The organism is Corynebacterium sp. HMSC056E09, from assembly GCF_001813425.1.
Lineage (GTDB): Bacteria > Actinomycetota > Actinomycetes > Mycobacteriales > Mycobacteriaceae > Corynebacterium > Corynebacterium hesseae.
In genome coordinates this window covers 105522-125158 of sequence record NZ_KV812492.1, presented here as the reverse complement: position 1 = coordinate 125158, position 19637 = coordinate 105522, and the positions used below count along the sequence as shown (strand labels likewise).

Here is a 19637-nt window from a genome sequence, read left to right as displayed (position 1 = left end):
GCGGATTTTTATTTTAAGGCGTGAAGGGCCGATAATGAATAAAACGACCCCGAACCTTTTGATGAATGGCTAAGAATTCTTCACACCCCGCGGAAGGACAGTGCACCCCAGACGCCACGGTCCCTCCGCTCCGCGTCCTTGTTTCGTGGAGCCCCAGCTCCACCGGCACGGAAGCTATCGAGTTTGCCGCGTGGATCGCGCGTTCCACGCCCGTTCAGATCCGCGTGGTATCTACTATTTCGCAACCACTCACCGTGACGTCGCTCAGCAAGCTCACCGGTTCCTATAAAAAGTGGTTCAAGAAGGAGCGCGCCGCCTGCGAGCGGGCCGTCAAACAGGCATTGAACGCGGCTGGGGTGGACAAGTCCCAGCTCGATAAGAATGTCTCCGTTCTCATCGCAGGGCCCTCGCGCCCGCAGCTCTTGGAGGAGGCGGCCAAGGAATTTAACGCGAGCGTCATCCTCCTCGGCGCAAACCAATCCGCACCCAAGGGCCGTTTCTTCTCGGGCTCTACCGCCGATGCGCTTTTGCACTATGCGCCGCTTCCGGTGGGCTTGACTCCGCGCGGCATCAAGCTGTCTAAGCACGGCATCACCCGCATTAACTTTGCTTTCACCGATCTTGGCCGCGCCGATGATCCCGCTCTCATGCACGCGGCCTGCATTGCGCAGCGCGGCGGTATCCCCCTGCGCATCCTGGCGTTTTCAGCCAAGGGGCTTGTCGACGTCCCCCTCGAATACTCCCCCACCTTTCCTTCCGATGCCCCCAATTGGCGCGAGCATTCGCTTTCGTTGTTGGACCGGGCCCACGATTTCATCGCGGATGCCTACCCCGAGCTTTCGGTCACGACGGCCATCGGCAGCGGCCATGGCTGGTCCGGCGCGGTGGACTCGCTGAAGTGGAAGAAGGGCGACCTCCTCTGCTTAGGCTCCGACCCCATGGGTCCCATCGAGCGCGTCTTCATCGGCAGCACCGCCACCGAGCTGCTCCCGCACTTGGGCGTGCCCGTGCTGGTCTGCCCCAGCACCTACACCGCCGAAGCGCGTTAGACTGGCAGACCATGGCAGCTGAGCACCCCGAAAACGATCTCACGTCCGACGCGGACTATACGAACCTGCCTCGCCCCGAGCCCCGCACATTTGACGAGCTTGCCGACGAACCCGACCCCCTCGCCGTCGCCGAAGCCAACCGCCGCTCCTCGCGCCAAGCTCTGTGGTTTATGATTGCCATCCTTATCGGCTCAGCGCTCTATGCGCTTCTCCTCGCGGGCATCTTTAAAGTCGCCGGAACCACGACCAACTGCCTCCGCGCCGAGTATGCCGCCTGGCTCTGCACGAGGACCCAGCGCACCGTGTTCGCCACGACGACGCTGATCATCCCCTTCATCGGCATGATCGGCTGCGCCGTCATCATGGTGCGCAAGCTCAAGGCCTATGTGCGCTGGCGCGGTTGGATGGCCATCTTCTGGGTCATGGCCGGCAACTTCATGATCTGGTGTATCAACGATATCCAGATCCTGCTCGCCCCGGTTATCGAAAACTAGCCCTGCGCCTGGGCGGCTGCCACCTCGGCGCAATCCGGCCGGCCGCAGTGCTGTGTTTCCACATGCTGGATGCAGTCATCGCAGATGAGCACCTGCTTACGGCACGTGTCCTCATTAATGCAGTTATGGAACGTGTTGGTTCCCGCCCCGCAATGCACGCAGTGGCCCAGCTGAATGAAGCCCGGATCCTCTAGGCCCTGGCCAAACTCGTGGTGCATGCGCTTATCAAAGACGTACATCGAGCCTTCCCACAGGCCATCGTTGCCGTACTTTTCGCCGTAGCGCACAATGCCGCCGTCGATTTGATAGACCTCGTTGAAGCCTCTGTTCTTCATCAGCGCTGAGAGGATTTCGCAACGGATGCCGCCCGTGCAGTAGGAGACCACGGGCTTGTCCTTCATCCAGTCATATTTTCCGGACTCGATTTCGGCGATGAAGTCATGCGTCGTGCGCACGTCCGGCACCACGGCATTCTTAAACTTGCCGATTTCCGCCTCCATGGCATTGCGTCCGTCGAAGAAGACGACCTCCTCGCCGCGCTCTTCTACTAGCTTGTTGACCTCTTCGGGTTTGAGGTGAACGCCGCCGCCGATGACGCCATTCTCATCCACCTTGAGCTCACCCGGCGCGCCGAAGGCCACGATCTCATCGCGCACCTTAACCGAGAGGCGCGGGAAATCCTCCGCACCGCCTTCGGACCACTTGAACTCCATCTTCTTGAAGCCCGGGTACTCGCGGGTTTCGCGCACGTAGCGCTTGCAGGCCTCCATGTCCCCGCCCACGGTGCCGTTGATGCCGTGCTCCGAAATGAGGATGCGGCCCTTCAGCCCGAGCTTCTCGCAGAGGTTACGCTGCCACAGCATGATCGCGGTGGGGTCCTCAATGGGAGTAAAGCAGTAGTAGAGGAGAATCTTGCCAATAGTCACGCCCGCAAGTCTAGGCCTGCTAATGGCAAGATCCCCAATTTTTCGGTGGAGTCTCAGCGCTTCTGGTACAGCGCGCTCTTGCGGGCAAAGACCGGATCGGAGGTCACCAGGACACCTAGGTTGCGGAAGATGCCCTCATCCACGGAACCCAAGATGGTGGTGGTGTGGACATCGCAGCCCTCGAGTTCCTTCAGTGCGTCGAGCGCGCGGCGGGCGTTCTCGTCCTTGGCCGCGGAGACAGAGAGTGCGATGAGCACCTCGTCGGTGTGCAGGCGCGGGTTCTGCGAACCCAGATGCTTGGTCTTCAGCGTCTGGATCGGCTCGATGGATTCCGGCGAGAGCAGGTGCAGGTCATCGTCGATGCCCGCCAGGTGCTTGAGCGCATTGAGCAAGGTGGCCGCCGAGCAGCCCAGAAGTGGGGAGGTGCGGCCGGTGATGATGATGCCGTCGTGAAGCTGCAGCGCGGACGCCGGGCCGTCGGTCTCCTCCGCCTTCTGCCGCGCCGGGAGCACCACCGGGCGGTCGGTGGACTTGATGCCGGCCTTCGCCATGACCACGGCGGCACGCTCGGACTGCGTGGAGTCGAGGCCGTTGCGGGCCTCCTCCACCAAAGTCTTGAAGTAGCGACGGATGATTTCCTGTCGGGAGGCCTCGCGGCAGACCTCGTCGTCGGTGATACAGAAGCCCACCATGTTCACGCCCATGTCCGTCGGGGACTGGTAGGGAACGGTGCCGGTCAGGCGCTCAAGCAGGGACTTCAGCAGCGGGAAGGCCTCGACGTCGCGGTTGTAGTTCACCGTGGACTCGCCGTGCGCGGAGAGGTGGAAGTGGTCGATGACGTTGGCGTCGTTGAGGTCCACCGTGGCTGCCTCGTAGGCCAGGTTCACCGGGTGATCCAGCGGGAGGTTCCAGATGGGGAAGGTCTCAAACTTGGCGTAGCCCGCCTGCACGCCGCGCACGTTCTCGTGGTAGACCTGCGACAGCGCGGTAGCCAGCTTGCCGGAGCCCGGCCCCGGCGCGGTGACCACCACAAGGTCACGGGTGGTCTCCACGTAGTCATTCTTGCCCAACCCCTCCTCGGAGACGATGAGGTCGATATTGGCGGGGTAGCCCGGGATAACGCGGTGGCGTGCCACCGTCAGCCCCAGGCGCTCGAGGCGCTCGATGAAGGCCTCCGCCTGGCTGTTGCCGTCCTCGAGCTGCGTCATGACGATGTTATTGACAAGGAATCCGCGGCCCCGGAAGACGTCGACAAGCCGCAGCACATCGTCTTCGTAGAGGATCCCCAGGTCACCGCGCATCTTTTGGCGCTCGATGTCCTTGGCGTTGATGCAGACGAGGATTTCTACGTCATCTTTGATGCGCTCGAGCATCGCAATCTTGTTATCCGGGGTAAAACCGGGCAGCACGCGGGAGGCATGCATGTCATCGAAAAGCTTGCCACCCATTTCCAGGTAAAGCTTCCCACCGATTTCTTTGCGTCGAGCGTTGATGTGCTCCGACTGCAGCTCAATGTATTTTTCACGGTCAAAACCGATTGCGCGCCCCATAGTATTTAGGCCCTTCCGTTCAACGGGTAGTACCCGGAAAGTCTACAGCAGCACTGCCCCCGCGTAGACTTCCTGACATGCCTGAGGGACACGTTATTCACCGCCTTGCTCGGACACTCAATGCGGACTTTCGCGGCGCGCCGCTGGCTGTGAGCAGCCCCCAGGGCAGGTTTGCTGCGGAGGCCGCGCTTGTCGACGCCTCACCCCTCTCCCTCGCCGAAGCCTTTGGCAAGCACCTCTTCCTCCACTTCGATGCGGACAGCCCGCGCCACGTGATTTACATCCATTTGGGGCTCATTGGGTCCCTGCGCTTTGAGCCTTCCGCTGATGTGTGGGGGCAAATCCGGCTGCGCATCGATAACGGAACGATGGCCGCGAACCTGCGCGGCCCGCAGTTCTGCACACTCATTACGGAGGAGGAGTACCAGGCCAAGGTGGCGAAGGTGGGCCAGGATCCGCTGCGTGAGGATGCTGACCCCGATGCCCTGTGGGCCCGGGTACATGCCTCACGCCGCAGTATCGGCGCGATGCTCATGGACCAAGGCCTCTTCGCCGGAGTTGGCAACATCTACCGCGCCGAGGCGCTCTTCCGCCAAGCACTCTCCCCCTTCATCCCCGGCAGTCAGCTCGACCGCGCCGAGTTCGATGCAATCTGGTCTGACTTGGTAGGTCTCATGGATTACGGCGTGGAACACGGCCGCATCGACACCGTCCGCCCAGCCCATACCCCGGAGGCCATGGGCCGCGAGCCGCGCAAGGACGACCACGGTGGCGAGGTCTACGTCTACCGCCGCGCCGGGCAGCCCTGCCATGTGTGCGGCACGGAGATACAGGAGAAGGTCATACAGGGCCGCAACCTCTTCTGGTGCCCTACCTGCCAGGGCTAGACTCGTAGGGTATGCGCCCTGCTTATACCGTTGCCACTGTTCGTGCTGCTGAAGAGCAGCTTCTAGCCCAGCAATCGGAGCCGGATCAGCTCATGAAACTTGCCGCCGCAGCGGTGGCGGAAGCTGCCACCTCGATGCTGGCTGCTCACCCCGGCGCGGTTGTCATTCTCGCTGGGCCGGGCGGCAATGGCGGCGATGGACTCTTTGCCGGCGCGCTCTTGGCCGAGCGTGGTATCACCGTCCATGCCCTAGTCCCCGAGAAGCACCACGAGGCAGCACTGGAGGCCTTCCTCGCCGCGGGTGCCACGGTCCTTCCTCCTATGTCCGCGCTGCCGACAGGCACCGCACTGCTTATCGACGCTATCGCGGGCCTCGGTTCCGCCCGTGGCCTGACCGGCGCCGCGCTGTCGCTCTACCGCGAGGCCACTGCTACCAGCGTGCCCGTTGTCGCCGTCGATATGCCCACAGGTGTTGATGCCGATACCGGCGTTGTCGCCGCGGATGCTGTCGAGGCCAATGTCACCGTCACGTTTGGCTCACCGCGACTGGGCCACGCGTTGGCCGCTGAATGTGGACAGGTGGTGGTCTCCGACCTCTTCTTACCCGGCGCACCTTCCTTCGCTGAGGCCCTCGCTGAGCTGGATAATCCTGCCGCATTCATCGCCCATGAACCCACCGTTCCGACGCCCTGGGAGTGGCTCCCGGGCGAACTCGATCTTCCTGGCGGGCGCCTCACTCGTCCCTGGCCCGTCGGTTGCACCGGCCCCATGACCGATCCCACTCCCGCCGCGCGTTCCGATAAGTATTCCGGTGGCGTCGTCGCCCTCGCTGCCGGCAGTGAGGCTTACCCGGGCGCGGGCATTCTGTGCGCCACCGCGGCGGTGCGGGCCACGCCGTCGATGGTGCGCTTCATCGGCGATAACACCATTACCGCGCTTCTCCCCGAGCTGGTCTGCCACCCCGATGTCGTCTCCGCTGGGCGCGCCCAGGCGTGGGTCGTGGGTCCCGGCCGCGGCACCGATTCGGCGGCGGCCTCCGAACTGCGAAAGGTACTGGCACAAGGTCTGCCCACCGTCATCGATGCCGACGCCCTCACGCTTCTGGCGCGCAACACCTCCTTGCGCCGGACAGTCACCGATCATCCGCTGACCATCCTCACCCCACACGAAGGCGAATTCACCCGCCTCTACGAGGCCACCTTCGGCTCTTCGCCCGATGCGGCTACCGGCTGGAGCCGCGCCCTCCGCGAGCTAGCCGAGGAACTGAACAGCATCATCCTGCTCAAAGGCCGCCTCACCCGCGTCACCGCACCCGGCCAGCCGCAGTACTCCTTCAATTCCGGCCATTCCTATGCCGCGACTCCCGGCTCCGGCGACGTGCTCTCCGGCATCCTCGGTGCGGTCATGGCTCAGCTTTCCGCCACCGCGCCCGCCGCATCCCCCACTGAGGTCATCGCCGAAGTTCTCCACGCCGGGGCCATCCACGCGCACGCGGCGGCCATCGCGGCCGAAACCCCCGACGGCTTCGCGCCCTGCTCGTCCTCCCAGATCGCCGCAGCCATCCCACAGGCCATTGCCCGGCTCCTCAACGCGGAGCGCTAGCTCCGCTACTAAGTACGTTTCGATCAAATAGCACCCCAAAAATCCGAAGATCTGGGGCCTTATTTGATCGATCCGTACCTGGCCGCCGCCGTCTTGGTACGTTTTCGCAACGAAGCCCTAGAATTTCGCGATTTGCGGGCCACTATTTACGAAAACGTACAGTGGCCCGGCGCAGGATCCCGGACGCAGTACCGACGGACTTGCGCAGCAGTCCCCGAGTGCCCACCGGCACGGTTCCGCGACGCAGCGAGGTGTTTTCCCACGGCCACGTCATTCCGGCCCATGCTGCCGCGACGGCAAGAGTCTCTGCCGCGATGTAGCCAGGCCAGGGACCCAGCAGGTTGATGATGGAGGGACTGCCCGGCGCGTGGTTGAGGAAGCCGTAGTTGCCGTCTGTCTTGGCGTTGACCGCCATGGCGATGGCCATCCAGATGGGCGTGACCTTCACGGCAAAGCGGTAGCCTTTCCACGTCGGCCGATAGCCTAAGCCAAAGGTCAGACCCAACGGCACGGCGAGGGCCACGATGTGGAAGAACCAGTAGGTGCTAAAACGCAGCCAGCGCGGGGCAAAGTAGTAGATGACATCCGGGGTGATGATGGCCTGCGGGTTAAGGATGATGCCCCAGAAATACGTCAGGGTCAGCGCATGCTCGTTGCCGGTAATAAGGCCGAGCGCCAAGATGGGACGCAGCACGTCACAAAGGTGCAGCGGGAGGGACTCCCGGATATCGAACTGGGAAGGGTCCAGGGAAATAACTGTCCATGCGGTGCCGAGGACCAAAAGGACCCAGCCGACCATCTGGCGGACGAACTTTTCACGGCTTGTGCCTTTAACGCGGCGAGCGCCGACGATAAAGACACCGCAGGCAGCGATGGTAATCGTCAACATGAGCGCATGCAGCGGGGTCCATTGTTGCATGCGCTCATAGTCGGTAGGGGTTACCCGTAGGCGGCGAGGTCGAAGCATATCGAAGTACTAATGTACTCCGTACTCGCCTGGTTCGGGCACCGAGGAGGAAAATTAGTTCCTTGAATTAATAGCGAGGGCTAGGCCGCGACCTCCGAGTAAGCGGAAACCTTGCCATCCTTGACTTCGAGGACACGGTCAGCGTAATCAAGCAGGCTACGGTCGTGGGTAATGAACAGGGTTGCGGTGTCGAAGTCTTCGGTAACACCGCGCAGAAGCTTGGCAATCTCACGCGAAAGCTTGGAGTCCAAGGCAGAGGTCGGCTCGTCCGCCAGCAACACGGACGGCTGGCCCATAAGAGCGCGGGCAATGTTGACGCGCTGGCGCTGACCACCAGACAGCTGGTTCATACGGCGGTTACCAAAGTCCTCAAGGCCCACGAAGCTTAAGAGCTCATCGGCACGATCCTGGCGTGGCTTTCGGCCTTCCAAGTGGTCGATGATGAGTAGTTGCTCACGCGCGGTCAGAGATGCAATGAGGTTGGCCTGCTGGAAGATGAGGCCGCGGGTGCCGTGCATCTCGACGGTTCCGGAATCAGGCTCGATGAGGCCGGCGGCTACGGATAGCAAGGTCGATTTGCCGGAGCCGGACTCACCAATGACAGCGGTGAGCTCGCCAGGCTTCACGTCTAGGCTCACACCATCCAGAGCGGTAACACGGGACTCGCCGTCGGGGTAGGTCACCACGATGTCGCGAAGGGACAGAGCAGGAGTAGCAGTGGTAGTCATTAGGCGTTGCCTCCTAGGGCGTCGAGCGGATTGATCTTGGATACGCGGCGGGTGGCGAGGAAGGCACCGGCGATGCCGAGCAGCCAGATGCCGAGTGCGGGAACGATGACCGTCATTACAGAAACCTCGAAGGGCACGGTGCCCTGTGCGGCGAGGCCCAGCAGCCAGCCGACGAGCGCGCCGGCGCCCACACCGGCGGCGAGGATGATGGCCGCCTGGGCAATAGCGTCCTTGAGCAAGTACGTCACGCTGGCACCAAGAGCGCGGAGGATGGACAGGTCACGGGTGCGCTGGATGGTCCAGATGCTGAGGAAAGCAATGGTCACCAGGGCGGAAATGCCGTAGAGGAATGCCTGCATGGTGAGCAGGGAACCGCGCTCCGAGCTATAAGCCGGCAGGCCAGACAGGGCCTTAGCCATCGAGACGGAGCTATCAGTCGGTTCCGCGCTCAACAGGGCAACACCCACCATGTCCTCGCGGGCGTGGGAGACCTTCTGCCAGGTGGCGGTGTCTACCCATACGACCGGGGAGTGGGAGTAGTACTCATCCGGCACCGCGCCGCGCACGTCCAGATCCACGCCACCGAGCGTGGCCTGGGAAGGCGCGTTCATCTCCTCGTCGATAGATTCGCTCAGAACCATGCCGCGATCCGGGATGAGGGTGTCCGTACCGGGGATCTCAGTACCAGCCGGCAGACCGAAGACAGCTACGCCGCCCTGTCCGTCAAGCTTGGTCTGGGTAGCGCCCAGCGGGATAGCACCAGCGGTGACGTCTTCAGCGAAGATTTCTGATTCCGTAAAGGACGGGTCCTCGGTAGAAAACGTCACGTTCGGGGTGTTTTCACCGAGCGCCTCCAGGGCGGACGTATTTTGCTTGGACAGGCCTTGGGTCAGGCCGGACAGCATAACGAGCAACAACGTAATTAGAGCCACGACGCCGCCGATCAGGAAGAAACGACCACGGGCGGTGACTATCTCTCTCAATGCAAGGAACATAGTATTCATACTGCTCACGCGCGAAGAGAAAGTAATCGGGTACCTAGTTGAACCTTCACTCAACCAGTTGGTTGATTCGGCCTCAACCGCTGAGGCGATAGGCTGGATCGGCGTGATGATGCGAAACAGCCTGTGGACCGTTGGCCTCCACGTCATGTTCGGATTCCTGCTGGTCTTCGGCGTACTCCGCGCCTGGGCCGATAACCGGCTCGATGCCCGAGTCCTCGGGCTCTCGATTGCCCTCGCCGTGGTCTACGCCGGCTTCGTGCTCTACGCTGCCCGCAAGCCCGCCAAGCCCGTACCCACCACGCTGTGGCTCGCTGCGCTCTGCCTGCTGTGGATCGGCCTCATGGTGCATGCCCAAGACTTCATGTGGATGGAATTCCCCCTGGTCTTCGTCTTTGTCCATGCTCTTCCCTTCTGGCCTGGCATCCTCGCCAGCGTTGTGCTGTGGGCCATCGCCGCCTTTATCCCCGCCTGGCTACATCCCCAGGCATGGACAGCGGCTGCCGCCATCGGTCCCTTCATCGGCACCTGTTTCGCCGTGGCCGTCTATCACGCGGCCCGCAAGATTCAGGCGGAGGCGGTGCACCACGCGGCCGTCGCCAAGCAACTGCGTGAAACACAGGAGGAACTCGCCGCCACCGAGCACCAAGCCGGCCGTCTGGAGGAGCGCGAGCGGCTCTCCCGGGAGATTCATGACACCGTGGCCCAGGGCCTATCCTCCATCGTGCTGCTCAGCCGCGCTGCCAAAAACAGCACGGACCCAGAGGAGACCACCGCGCAGCTCGAACTCATTGAGAAGGTGGCCAAGGACAACCTCGCCGAAGCTCGTCGCTTCGTCAAAGAACTCGCCGCCCCAACCTCCTCCATCGATGAAGGTCTACGTGCACTGGTAGATGAGCTCCAGGCCCAGGCACACGGTCTGGGTCTGCGCACGCAGTTGAGCCTCAAACTCACCGGCCGCGGCGAGGTGCCTACCGAGCTCCACCACGTCATTCTGCGTTCCGCGCGCGAGGGCCTGACCAACGTGATGAAGCATGCCGACGCCAACCGTGCAGTAGTTACGCTGGGCGCTTTCACAGATGAAATCACCTTGGACGTGGTCGACGATGGCCGCGGCATCGACGGCCCACAAGGCTTCGGCCTGACCGGCTTGGAGCAGCGTGTTCGCAGCGTCGGTGGCTCCGTCCAGGTAGAATCCTCACCGGCCGGCACCGCGCTCGCGGTGCGACTCCCAACAGGAAGCAGCCGCAATGGTTAACGTGATGCTCATCGATGATCACCCCGTGGTCCGCGCCGGGCTGCGCGCCATTCTCAACACGTTCCACGACATTGATGTGGTTCTGGAAGGCTCTGACGGTTCGGCAGTAGAGAAGCTGCTGCTTGACGACGTCCCCCCGATCGACGTAGTCGTCTGCGACATCCAGATGCCGGATGTCGATGGTATCGCCGCCACCCGGCGCGTGCGTGAGCTCAACGGCCCACCGGTGTTGATCCTCACCACCTATGACACCCAGGCGGATATCCTCGCCGCGGTCGAAGCTGGCGCAATGGGCTACCTCCTCAAGGACGCTCCTGAGGAAGCCCTGCATAACGCGGTCCTCGACACCGCTGCGGGAAAGCGCACGTTAGCCCCCGAGGTCACCAACCTCCTGGCGGAGCGCCTAGCCCAGCCGGAGACGGCACTCTCTGCCCGTGAATTGGAGATCCTTCAGGCCTTGTCCACGGGACAGTCCAATAAGCAGATTGCGCAGGAGCTGTTCATCTCTGAGGCCACGGTCAAGACCCACCTGATCCACGTCTACCAGAAGCTCGGAGTGGAGACCCGTACCGCTGCGGTGTCCGCTGCCCGCGAGCGCAAACTCATTTAAGCCAATGCATACCTATGACTGCATCGTCGTCGGTGGTGGCCAATCCGGCCTCGCCACCGGCTACTACTTGCGCAAAAAGAAGCTCGACTTTCTCATCCTCGACGCCAACCCCTCCCCCGGCGGTGCCTGGCAGCACGTGTGGGACTCGCTGACGCTGTTTAGCGATGCTGAGTCCTCCACTCTTCCCGGCTGGCCCATGCCGCACTACCCCGGGTTTCCGCCGGCAACCCATGTGGTCGACTACCTCACGCGCTACGAGGAGCGCTATGACCTGCCCGTTCGGCATGGGGTAAATGTCACCGATGTACTGTACGACGCTCCGTTCTTCCGCCTCACCACGAACCGCGGGGAGTTCCTAGCCCGCACCGTTGTGGCGGCCACGGGTACGTGGTCCGCGCCCTTTATCCCCTTCTACCCCGGCGCGTTTGCGGGCCGCCAATGGCACACGGCGAATTACCCCGGCCCCGCGCCGTTTCTCCCCGACGCACAGCACGATGCGGGGCGTGTCGCCGTCGTGGGCGCAGGCAACTCAGGTGCCCAAATCGCCGCCGAGCTTGCCCTGGAAGGCGTGGACACCACGTGGTTTACCACGCATCCGCCGCGGTGGATGCCGGATGACGTGGACGGCCGCGTGCTCTTTAGCCGCAACCGGCAGCGCATGCTCGCCTTGGCAAAGGGGGAGCCCGATCCCGGATCGGAGTCGGAACTGGGTGACATCGTCATGGTCCCGCCGGTGCTCAAGGCCCGGGATAGCGGGCTGTTAGGCGCTGCCCCGATGTTCGATTCCCTCGATGAACTCACCGAGCAGGGCTTTAGTGATCTCATCTGGGCTACCGGTTTTAGGCCCGCCCTGCGCCCTTTTACCGGGCTGCTCCGTAACGGAAAGCCCACGGTGGAAGGTTTCTTTCCCGTGGGCTACGGCTCGTGGACTGGTCCTGGTTCGGCCACGATTACCGGTGTTTCTCCTTATGCGCGACAGGTAGCGACCACCATCGCCGAACGCATAAGTTAGCAAACGCCTAGTTCAGCAGCATGGCTCCGATAAGCGCCACTGATGCCAGTGCTAGGAGAAAGCCAAGGCGTTGCAGGATCTTCATTCGTGCCTCACGGCTCAGCCGCGCCATAAGAAGTGCCCCCAGAACACTGCCCACGGTGTTGTAAAGGACATCATCAATATCGCTAAAGCCTAGGCAGAAGACGTACTGGGCAGTTTCAATCCCCAGGCTCACCATGAGACCTGCCAGTAGTGCTCCACCGAGACCCCAGCGAATCCGGCGCAGAGAGCGCCCCACCACGTACACGGCCGCACCGAAGGGCATAAAAAGAAGGATGTTGCCAAAGAGATCGCTCCACGCTCCATACCACACCGAGGCCGTCTCAAAACCGCCAAAGAGGTGCAGGTTCACCTTGCGTACCGCATGCGCAGAGCCATCCACGACTCCCGGGATCTCCATGAAGGGCTTGCCCAGCGTGGCTAGCCCCACGGTGACAAGGGCGAGGAGGGTGACTAGGAGGGCGTCGCGAAGCACATGCCGGTACGGATCCGGCACGGGCGCAAGCCGGTTTCGAGTGTGGCGTAGCTCTGTGGTGCTCATGGTGGCCACTGTAAGAGGAAAAGCTGACAAGTTCCTAGTGCATTTGCTGCCAAGAGGCTGCTTCACAGTGTCGGTAGGATAGTGCGCATGAGCACACTCATTGTCACCCGCACCGAGTCCGGCGTTTCCCAGGCTTTCCAGGACGAGCAGGTTCTGGCAGAAGGGGACACGCTGGTCAATGTTCAGTTTTCCTCCCTTAACTACAAAGACGCCATGGCTTTGGAGGGCGATAAGGGCGTCATGCGCATCGACCCACTCGTGCCCGGCATTGACGTCGTCGGCACCGTGGAAGAAACCACGGATGAGCGTTTGAAACCGGGCCAGCTCGTCGCAGCCTTCGGCGACGGCCTGGGCGAGTTCCGTCACGGCGGCTACACCACCCAGCAGCGCGTCAACGGTGAGGCCACCATTCCCGTTCCGGAGCGCTTCAGCGCCCACGATGCTGCTGCCATCGGCACCGCCGGCTACACCGCGGCTATCTGCGTGAACCAGCTGCGCACGCACGGCACGACGGAAGGTCACATCCTCGTCACCGGCGCGACAGGCGGCGTGGGCTCCATCGCCGTGCAGTTGCTCAAGTCTGCCGGCTACGAGGTCACCGCTGTGACTGGCCGCGTGGACTCCCAATCGGAGTACCTCACTCGGCTGGGTGCGGATCACATTTTGGACCGCGCTGCGCTCTCGGAAACTGGGCGTCCGCTGCAAAAGGCGCTTTACGACGGCGCCATCGACACCGCTGGCTCCACTGTTTTGGCTAACGTTCTGGCGCAGGTGCGCTGGGGTGGTGTTGTCGCAGCCACCGGCATGGCGGCCGGCCCAGACTTGCCGGCTTCGGTGCTGCCGTTCATCCTGCGTGGCATCGTGCTGGCGGGTGGCAACTCCGTCGATGCTCCGCGCGCGGTGCGTGAGGCTGCTTGGCAGCTTCTCGACGATCACCTGGACCTCGACCTGCTGCACTCCATTACGGAAACCGTGCCGCTCGACGCCGTCACCGCGGCCGCCAAGGAACTGCGTGCCGGCACCCGCCACGGACGCACAGTGGTGGAAATTTAACTGCGCTGATGAACGCGATGTGACAGGGCTTCGTCATCCGTACCGGGGGCGGAGCCCAGCTCGCCCGTAGTGTCATCGTCAGTGCGGGCTAGCCAGATGGAGGACACCACTAGTCCACCCCAGATGACGACGACGAAGAGGATAAAGAGCAGGATTGCGCTGGTAGTCATGGTCATTCTCCTTTCCTACTAGTTGTTATTTCTGGCCTGAAACGGGCACGGCATTGTGTCCGGGCGCGGCTGCGCTCTCGGTGCTCACTTCTGACACAGTGCCAGCAGCCAGCGGGTTTGGAGTACCTGCGGGGCGCCCGCCGACTGGGACGCCGTAATCCGAGGTCTCTATCCCGTCGAGGTACTTGTTGCCGCGGAAAGCTACGAGCGGCATAAGCAGACTTCCCAACAGGATGAGGCCGAGGGCTGCCCAACCAAAGAGCCCAATCTGGATAGAGGCATAGCCCTCATAACCTTCACGCGCGATGGTGAGAATCTCGTTGACAAGGAAGTACACCAGAAGCAGCGGCGTAGCCACGAAGGTGAGAATCTGCCAGAAGCCACCAACCTTGAACTGGGACACGGCGTTGAGGTGCTGCTGGATTTCACGGCGACGGCCGGTAATCCAGCCCACCACAATCAGCGCGCAGATAGAGCCAAAGACGATACCCAGGTTATTGGTGAACTTATCCATGATGTCCAGCGTGACCAGCCCGGAAGACGTGGAGAAGAGGAAGCAGGACAGAACCGCCATGACGCTGCCGACGAAAATCGCGGATACCCGGCGGGACACATCGAACTTATCGGCCACTGCGGAAACCACGACCTCCATGATGGAAATCAACGAGGTCACACCGGCCAAGAACAGTGAGCCAAAGAAGAGGACACCGAAGAATCCGCCCCACGGCATAAGGTTGATGATGGTCGGGAAGGCGATGAACGCCAAGCCGATACCGGAGGAGGCCACCTCATCCACGGCCACGCCCTGCTGCGCCGCCATGTAGCCCAAGGTGGCAAAGACACCAATTCCAGCGAGGACCTCGAAGGAGGAGTTCGCAAAGGCGGTAACCAGGCCGGTGTTCGTAAGGTTGGTACGCGGCTTGAGGTAAGACGCGTAGGTGATCATGATGCCGAAGCCGATGGACAGCGAGAAGAAAATCTGGCCGTAGGCCGCAATCCACACTGAGGGGTTGCTCAGTACGGACCAGTCCGGAGTAAAGAAGGCATTCAGGCCAACCGTGGCGCCTTCCAAGAAGAATGCGCGCACCACGAGGATGATGAACATAACCGCCAGAACCGGCAAGAAGATCGACGTCAGTTTGCCAATTCCCTCGTTAATGCTCGTGGCCAACGTCGCAATGCAGATGATCCACACGAGGATCATGACGATGAGGATGGAGGGAACCACGTCGCCGGAATAAGTGGTCTCTGGGTCTGCTTGGAGGAAATCACTCATGAAGTAGGTGGCAGGATCGTCACCCCACGCCTGCTTTACCGACTTCACGGTGTACAACGCCGCCCAGGCAATGATGGCGGCGTAGTAGATCGCAATGAAGAAGTTCACGCCGACCTTGAACCAGCCAACGCCTTCCCAGCTTTTACCAATGCGGCGGAAGGCCAGCGGTGCTGAACCACGGAAGCGGTGACCAATGGCCAGGTCAAACCAGAGAATCGGAATACCCGCGGTCAGCAGCGCCACCATGTACGGGATGAGGAAGGCGCCACCACCGTTGTCATAAGCAACGTAGGGGAAGCGCCAAATATTACCCAGGCCCACAGCGGAGCCAATAGCAGCCATAAGGAAGACGAAGCGGGTGTTAAACGTATCGCGCGTTGACGTAGTTTTTGTCGTGGTTGTTGAGGACATGAGAGCACCTTCTTGTAGAGCACATCCCGTCCGCATGAGCCTGAAAGTGGAACCTTCAGCATCCACATGCGGACGAGTATTAGCGAGGAGTTTATACTACCTGCCGACCAATAGGTACCCTTTTTTGAGAATTGTGTCTCATTTTTCGCCACCTTTAAGTTAGGTCGCTCTCCTATCCCGTCTCTGGGATGACGAAACGATAACCCAACCCAGATTCTGTGAGCAGGTACCGTGGGTGGGCGGGGTCATCCTCCAACTTGCGCCTCAACTGGGAGGTGTAAATGCGGAGGTAGTGACCCTGCCCCTCAAAGCCGGGACCCCAGATCTCAGAGAGCAGGTCCTCCTTGCGCACCAAGCCACCGTGGGCGCGAAGTAGCGTGGTGAGCACGCCCCACTCGGTGGGTGTCAGATGCAGCGGCTCGCCACCTTTGGTGATGGAATGGTGCGGAACGTCAATCACGATATCCCCGGCGCGAACCACAGCGATCTCAGTGCGCCTCACCGGACTCTGTGGGCTACCATGCCGCAACGCCACTCGCACACGGGCTAGAAGCTCCTCCATAGAGAAGGGCTTGGTCACGTAGTCGTCCGCGCCACGGTCGAGAGCTGCGGCGCTAAACAGTGGATCGGAGCGCGCCGTCAGGATGATGACCGGTACCGCAGACCACCCGCGGATTCCTTCCAACACGACGGTGCCATCCATATCCGGCAGCCCCATGTCCAAAATCACAACGTCTGGCTGCTGCTGCGACACCACCTGTAGTCCCTCTGCGCCTGTACGCGCCTGGTGAACCTCGTAGCCACGAGCCTTGAAGTTAATACTCAACGTATTAAGTAGGCGGGGGTCATCGTCCACAATGGCGATGCTGGTCTTTTTCGTCGTCATTTTTGTTCTCCTCCCGCGACGGGAAACCGCAAAATAAAGGTTGCGCCCGGGGTGGCAGCCACCTCGATGCTACCGCTCATGGCCTCTACAAAGCCTTGGACAACAGAAAGGCCAAGGCCTACACCGTTGTCGTTGCTGGTATCACCCAAACGCTGAAACGCTTGGAACAGTTCCTTCTGCTTCTCCGGTGGGATGCCCGGGCCTTCATCGACAACGATCAGTTCTACCTGTTCGGTGGTGGTCTGGGCGCTCAAGGTAACGTCGCCGGTTGGTGCATAGCGCAAGGAGTTATCGAAGAGATTGGCCAAGACGCGCTCCATGAGCGCCGTATCCGCGCAGCACGTAACTCCACGCACGCTAGGGTCAAGGTGAATGCGCCCAATTTGCTCTCGGGAATGCCCGAAGGCACAGGAAGCAATGGCGCGATTAGCCACTTCGGCTACGTCGACGATGTCTCGGCGGGCGGTTATGGCGCCGGCTGTGAGCCGGGAGTAATCCAGCAAATTGGTTACCAATCCGGTAAGTTCCTCGATGCTCGCCGCAGTTTCTGCCAAAAGCATGTCCTGGTCTTCGGGAGTGAATTCAATGTCAGCGTTGCGCAACGAGGACACCGCCAACTTGGCCGTGGCCAGCGGGGTACGCAGGTCGTGGCTCACACTAGACAGCAGCGCTCGGCGCAACTCGTCAGCAGCGGCTATCGCATCTGCGCGCGCGGCCTCAGCAGAGAGCTTTTCGCGGCGAACAATGCCTGCGAGATAGCCCGCTACCACGGTGACCAGACCTCGGTCACGAGCAGACAATGTCGGGCCCTCGAGACGCAGCTGAACCGTGCCATCTGCGCTCGCAACAACGGTGTCCACTTCCTGTTCATGGCGCACTTTTTCGGGAATATGAAGGTGTTTCGAAGTGCGTTCGGGGGTAGCTGCGCGCCAGGTGGCAAGAACGTCACCGTTTTCATCCAGCAGCTCTGCTCTACGACAATTAAAAGCCTCCCCCACCTTGCGCATCACGGCATCCTTCGGAGAAGAATCCGCGCGGCGATTCAAGGCGGCGCGGGAAAACACCGTGAGTAGCTCAGCATCACGCGCAGCAATAGCCGAGTTCGCACGCTCAATCTTGGCGCGGCGCACGAGCATGCCGACGGCCAGCGCAATAGCCACCATGACTACGGCGATCACGGCGTTAGCGGGATCAGCAATATCGAAGGTATGGATCGGCTCGGTGAAGAACCAGTTGACCGCTAGGCCGGAAGCCACCGCCACCACTACGGCCGGCCACAGGCCTCCCAGCAAACTGACAAGCAGGATGAGCGCAAAGTAGAACGCGGAACAAGTACCTGTTCCCAAATCCTGGCCGTCAGCTTGCACCAACAGCGCAGTGAGCCCCACGAAAGCCAACGCTGAGCTAAGCCACGCGATGGCGCGCTGCGGGAAAGGGCGGAAAGGATGCAGCATCCGTGTGAGCGGAAGTGGTTTTTCCGGGGGAAGGTTGACTATGTGACAGTCAATTGAGCCGGATTCACGCAGCACCGTTTCCGCTACCGTACCGTGCCAGTGCACGCCGAAACGACGCCGCGGCGAGACCCCCACTACGAGCTGGGTGGCGTTGACACTCCGGGCAAAATTAAGCAGGGCTTCTGGGACGCTGTCCCCGGTAACCTGGTGCAGTCGTGCGCCCACATCCTGGGCTAAGGACTGCAGCCGGGCGAGCTGTTGCGCTGATCCCCCCACCGAGGAGGAACGAGAGGTGAAGGAATCACCGAAAACAACGTGGACCACGTGCAATTCCGCCGAGGATTTTGTCGCGATGCGCCGTCCGCGGCGGATAAGAGTCTCAGCATGGGCAACGTTTTGGATGGCCACAACCACCCGCTCACGCGCTTCCCACGTTTCGGTGATTTTCTGATCCGAGCGATAAGTGATGAGTGCCTCATCAACCTGATCCGCTAGCCACAGCAGTGCCAACTCGCGCAGCGCGGTGAGATTTCCCACGCGGAAGTAGTTGTTGAGTGCAGGCTCAATGCGCGCCTCGCGGTACACGTGGCCGTCGCTCAGACGGGTGCGCAACAGCTGTGGGGAAACGTCAACAAGCTCGATCTCATCGGCAGCACGTACTACCTCGTCCGGCACCGTTTCCTGCGGCGCGATGCCCGTGATCTGCTTGATAACGTCATTGAGACTCTCCAGATGCTGGATATTGAGAGTCGACATGACATCAATTCCGGCGTCCAGGATCTGCTCAATGTCTTCCCACCGCTTCTCGTGAACCTCGCCGCGCGGATTAGAGTGCGCGAACTCATCGACGAGAACGATCTCCGGGTGCCGCTGGATAACCGCCGCGGTGTCCATTTCACCCGCGGAAATGCCCTCGACAGTGCGCCTCGGAACAATCTCCAGCCCCTCGCACAGGGCCTTGGTGTACGCGCGCCCGTGGTCTTCCACTACCCCAACGACAACGTCGCGGCCTTGGTCGACCAGCGTGTGCGCTTCGCTGAGCATGGCGCAGGTTTTGCCCGCGCCGGGAGCGGCGCCCAACAGAATCTTCAGGGTGCCGCGTTTGACCCGCGTCGGGGGTGTCGTCGGTTCGGTCAACATTGCTTCATCTTATGAGCTGATCTTTATGAGCAAGGGGTTGGCGTGGGCAATGCAATGTTGAGTGTGGTCACATTTACCGTGTCCTCGCCCAAGAAACCCAGGCTGGCATGCTCAGTATTGTCTGCAATCAGCTTCTTCACGTCTTCGATAGGCATACCCTGTTCCCGGGCCACACGCGGAGCCTGCAGCTCCGCGTACTCAGGACTGATGCCGGAATCCACGCCGGAACCGGAGCCGGTAACGGCATCGGCAGGCACGTGCTCCACTGATACGCCTTCGCGCTGAGCAATCTCCTCTCGGCGTTCCCGGATGGCCTTCTCTAGCTCCGTACTTGATGTGCCGTAGTTACTCATACCTTCCGCGCGGGCGAAGAAGTAGGGGCCATCTTCCAAGCCATCCTGAATCTGAGTGGAACCGACCAGGCATTCACCCTGGTAGATAAGGTTTCCATCGGCAGATTTCGGGGTGATGCGAGATATTCCCCACACCGCGGCCGGATAGATCATGCCCAGCGCGACGACGCATAAGAGCACGGCGACGAATCCGGCGATGAGATTACGCAGATAAACACGCATTATTGC

The 19637-nt window shown here is 61.5% G+C and carries 19 protein-coding genes; 8 read left to right on the top strand and 11 right to left on the bottom strand.

Features of this window, described 5'->3' with window-relative positions:
- Positions 1–65: 65 nt before the first annotated feature.
- Together HMPREF2912_RS05950 and HMPREF2912_RS05945 are read left to right on the top strand one after the other, a co-directional pair.
- Positions 66–1049 carry a universal stress protein gene (locus tag HMPREF2912_RS05950; protein WP_070683559.1) on the top strand — a complete coding sequence of 328 codons (984 nt, stop codon included), beginning with the start codon at positions 66–68 and terminating at the stop codon, positions 1047–1049.
- A gap of 11 nt (positions 1050–1060) precedes the next feature.
- Entirely contained in the window at positions 1061–1543 is a 483-nt protein-coding gene (locus tag HMPREF2912_RS05945; protein ID WP_070533724.1) for a hypothetical protein, read from the top strand.
- Here HMPREF2912_RS05945 and HMPREF2912_RS05940 read toward each other — a convergent pair.
- Both HMPREF2912_RS05940 and HMPREF2912_RS05935 read right to left on the bottom strand, forming a co-directional pair.
- Positions 1540–2469, bottom strand: a complete 930-nt coding sequence (locus tag HMPREF2912_RS05940; RefSeq protein WP_070533722.1) for an oxygen-dependent tRNA uridine(34) hydroxylase TrhO — start codon at positions 2467–2469, stop codon at positions 1540–1542. The two genes, HMPREF2912_RS05945 and HMPREF2912_RS05940, sit on opposite strands and share 4 nt — an antisense overlap.
- Before the next feature lie 53 nt (positions 2470–2522).
- Positions 2523–4019, bottom strand: a complete 1497-nt coding sequence (locus tag HMPREF2912_RS05935) for a DUF1846 domain-containing protein (protein ID WP_070563938.1) — start codon at positions 4017–4019, stop codon at positions 2523–2525.
- A gap of 77 nt (positions 4020–4096) precedes the next feature.
- Here HMPREF2912_RS05935 and HMPREF2912_RS05930 point away from each other — a divergent pair, with 77 nt between their 5' ends.
- Together HMPREF2912_RS05930 and HMPREF2912_RS05925 are read left to right on the top strand one after the other, a co-directional pair.
- Positions 4097–4906: an Fpg/Nei family DNA glycosylase gene (locus tag HMPREF2912_RS05930; protein WP_070533721.1), complete on the top strand. Its 810-nt coding sequence runs from the start codon at positions 4097–4099 to the stop codon at positions 4904–4906.
- A gap of 11 nt (positions 4907–4917) precedes the next feature.
- Positions 4918–6507, top strand: a complete 1590-nt coding sequence (locus HMPREF2912_RS05925) for an NAD(P)H-hydrate epimerase (protein ID WP_070533720.1) — start codon at positions 4918–4920, stop codon at positions 6505–6507.
- 142 nt (positions 6508–6649) lie between these two features.
- On the opposite strand, the gene HMPREF2912_RS05920 is transcribed toward HMPREF2912_RS05925, so the two are convergent.
- From HMPREF2912_RS05920 to HMPREF2912_RS05910, 3 genes are all read right to left on the bottom strand, one after another.
- Positions 6650–7474: a YwaF family protein gene (locus HMPREF2912_RS05920; protein ID WP_070533719.1), complete on the bottom strand. Its 825-nt coding sequence runs from the start codon at positions 7472–7474 to the stop codon at positions 6650–6652.
- Between the two features lie 80 nt (positions 7475–7554).
- A complete protein-coding gene (locus HMPREF2912_RS05915) occupies positions 7555–8202 on the bottom strand; it encodes an ABC transporter ATP-binding protein (protein ID WP_070533717.1) in 648 nt (215 codons plus the stop codon).
- Positions 8202–9197, bottom strand: coding sequence for an ABC transporter permease (locus tag HMPREF2912_RS05910; protein WP_070533715.1), 996 nt, complete (start codon positions 9195–9197; stop codon positions 8202–8204). The genes HMPREF2912_RS05915 and HMPREF2912_RS05910 overlap by 1 nt, the downstream gene beginning before the upstream one ends.
- Before the next feature lie 115 nt (positions 9198–9312).
- On the opposite strand from HMPREF2912_RS05910, the gene HMPREF2912_RS05905 reads away from it, so the two are divergent.
- From HMPREF2912_RS05905 to HMPREF2912_RS05895, 3 genes are read left to right on the top strand one after another with little or no spacing between them, the layout of a single operon-like run.
- Positions 9313–10461 (top strand): sensor histidine kinase, encoded by a 1149-nt coding sequence (locus HMPREF2912_RS05905; RefSeq protein ID WP_070533714.1) that lies wholly within the window; start codon positions 9313–9315, stop codon positions 10459–10461.
- Positions 10454–11071 (top strand): response regulator, encoded by a 618-nt coding sequence (locus HMPREF2912_RS05900; protein ID WP_070533713.1) that lies wholly within the window; start codon positions 10454–10456, stop codon positions 11069–11071. The genes HMPREF2912_RS05905 and HMPREF2912_RS05900 overlap by 8 nt, the downstream gene beginning before the upstream one ends.
- 4 nt (positions 11072–11075) lie before the next feature.
- Entirely contained in the window at positions 11076–12083 is a 1008-nt protein-coding gene (locus HMPREF2912_RS05895) for an NAD(P)-binding domain-containing protein (protein WP_070563935.1), read from the top strand.
- Positions 12084–12090: 7 nt separating this feature from the next.
- On the opposite strand, the gene HMPREF2912_RS05890 is transcribed toward HMPREF2912_RS05895, so the two are convergent.
- Positions 12091–12666, bottom strand: coding sequence for a VanZ family protein (locus tag HMPREF2912_RS05890; RefSeq protein ID WP_070533709.1), 576 nt, complete (start codon positions 12664–12666; stop codon positions 12091–12093).
- Between the two features lie 87 nt (positions 12667–12753).
- Between HMPREF2912_RS05890 and HMPREF2912_RS05885 the strand changes: the two genes are divergently transcribed.
- The gene (locus HMPREF2912_RS05885; RefSeq protein ID WP_070563933.1) at positions 12754–13719 is read left to right on the top strand and encodes an acrylyl-CoA reductase family protein; all 966 of its coding nucleotides are present in this window, start codon (positions 12754–12756) and stop codon (positions 13717–13719) included.
- On the opposite strand, the gene metS is transcribed toward HMPREF2912_RS05885, so the two are convergent.
- The 5 genes from metS to HMPREF2912_RS05860 all read right to left on the bottom strand — a co-directional run bounded on the left by metS (position 13716) and on the right by HMPREF2912_RS05860 (position 19631).
- Entirely contained in the window at positions 13716–13889 is a 174-nt protein-coding gene (gene metS, locus HMPREF2912_RS05880) for a methionine/alanine import NSS transporter subunit MetS (protein ID WP_070533705.1), read from the bottom strand. The two genes, HMPREF2912_RS05885 and metS, sit on opposite strands and share 4 nt — an antisense overlap.
- Before the next feature lie 25 nt (positions 13890–13914).
- Complete coding sequence (locus HMPREF2912_RS05875) at positions 13915–15576, bottom strand: sodium-dependent transporter (protein ID WP_070533704.1); 1662 nt, start codon at positions 15574–15576, stop codon at positions 13915–13917.
- A gap of 172 nt (positions 15577–15748) precedes the next feature.
- Complete coding sequence (locus HMPREF2912_RS05870; protein WP_070533703.1) at positions 15749–16462, bottom strand: response regulator; 714 nt, start codon at positions 16460–16462, stop codon at positions 15749–15751.
- Positions 16459–19056 (bottom strand): ATP-binding protein, encoded by a 2598-nt coding sequence (locus HMPREF2912_RS05865; RefSeq protein ID WP_070533701.1) that lies wholly within the window; start codon positions 19054–19056, stop codon positions 16459–16461. Before HMPREF2912_RS05865 ends, HMPREF2912_RS05870 begins: the two co-directional genes overlap by 4 nt.
- A gap of 23 nt (positions 19057–19079) precedes the next feature.
- Positions 19080–19631 carry a potassium-transporting ATPase subunit C gene (locus HMPREF2912_RS05860; protein ID WP_070533699.1) on the bottom strand — a complete coding sequence of 184 codons (552 nt, stop codon included), beginning with the start codon at positions 19629–19631 and terminating at the stop codon, positions 19080–19082.
- Between the last annotated feature and the right edge of the window lie 6 nt (positions 19632–19637).